This window comes from Oceanivirga salmonicida, from assembly GCF_001517915.1.
Classification (GTDB): domain Bacteria; phylum Fusobacteriota; class Fusobacteriia; order Fusobacteriales; family Leptotrichiaceae; genus Oceanivirga; species Oceanivirga salmonicida.
In genome coordinates this window covers 1-810 of the sequence record NZ_LOQI01000149.1, presented here as the reverse complement: position 1 = coordinate 810, position 810 = coordinate 1, and the positions used below count along the sequence as shown (strand labels likewise).

The 810-nt window shown below is 56.8% G+C and carries 2 protein-coding genes; one reads left to right on the top strand and one right to left on the bottom strand.

The window, feature by feature from the left end; all coding sequences use genetic code 11:
- Positions 1 to 138: 138 nt before the first annotated feature.
- Entirely contained in the window at positions 139 to 318 is a 180-nt protein-coding gene (locus tag AWT72_RS10255) for a nucleoside transporter C-terminal domain-containing protein (protein WP_410896891.1), read from the top strand.
- Between the two features lie 31 nt (positions 319 to 349).
- Here AWT72_RS10255 and AWT72_RS10250 read toward each other — a convergent pair.
- Positions 350 to 810: DUF3574 domain-containing protein (locus AWT72_RS10250; RefSeq protein WP_503465677.1), on the bottom strand; the 461-nt coding region annotated here is incomplete at its 5' end.

Sequence of the window (810 nt, the reverse complement as noted above, 5' to 3'; positions counted from 1 at the left end):
TCATGTTTTCGGATTCTTCTGCAACTTCTCCATTAGTTGTAAATCCTAAAAATATAAATTTTGGTCCTGTTTTTTCTTTGTCTTTTATATCTAACAGATTAGGGTATATAGGTTGTAGCTCCGTCTCGTGGGCTCGGCATTCTCTCGGTATTCCTGGTGTCGTTTGCCAACTTTGCCTCGATCGGCATTATCGCCGGGGCGATCAAAGGCCTGAATGAACCGCAGGGCAATATCGTCTCCCGCTTCGGCCTGCGGCTGGTGTATAGCGCCACGCTGGTAAGCCTGCTTTCCGCCAGCTTCGCCGGGCTCGTGCTGTAAAACAAACGGCGGGGCTGCCCCCGCCGTTTACTCAGAACTGCACGCAGACCGGCTGGTCGACACGCATCACCGACTCCTGCGCGAAGCGTGATTTATAGCCCTGGCGCAGAGCCTCAATACCCGCCTCGCTCTGCGCGTCATGCCCATGGATCACCATCAGCGCCTTGCTCTGCTCCCGCACCACCTGACCATTCTGGCCAAGCCACTGGCCGTGGGCATCAAACACCGTCAGCCCGTCGCGAAAGCGCGGCGTGACGTCACGGTCGACAAACTGTTGCCACTCTTCAGCGGTGATGTCTTTCCCCGCCGGGCGGCTCAGACCGAAGTAAAGCGTGGTTTGCACCATGGACTTATCCGCCGGGCAGACGCCGGGCTTCGGCGCGCTGGTCGATGAACTTCCACCCGCCACGCAGCCGCTGAGTAACCCTGCCAGCACCAGCGCCATTGCACCCTGTCTGAACGTCATCTTTGCTATCCTCATTGTTATTAGTC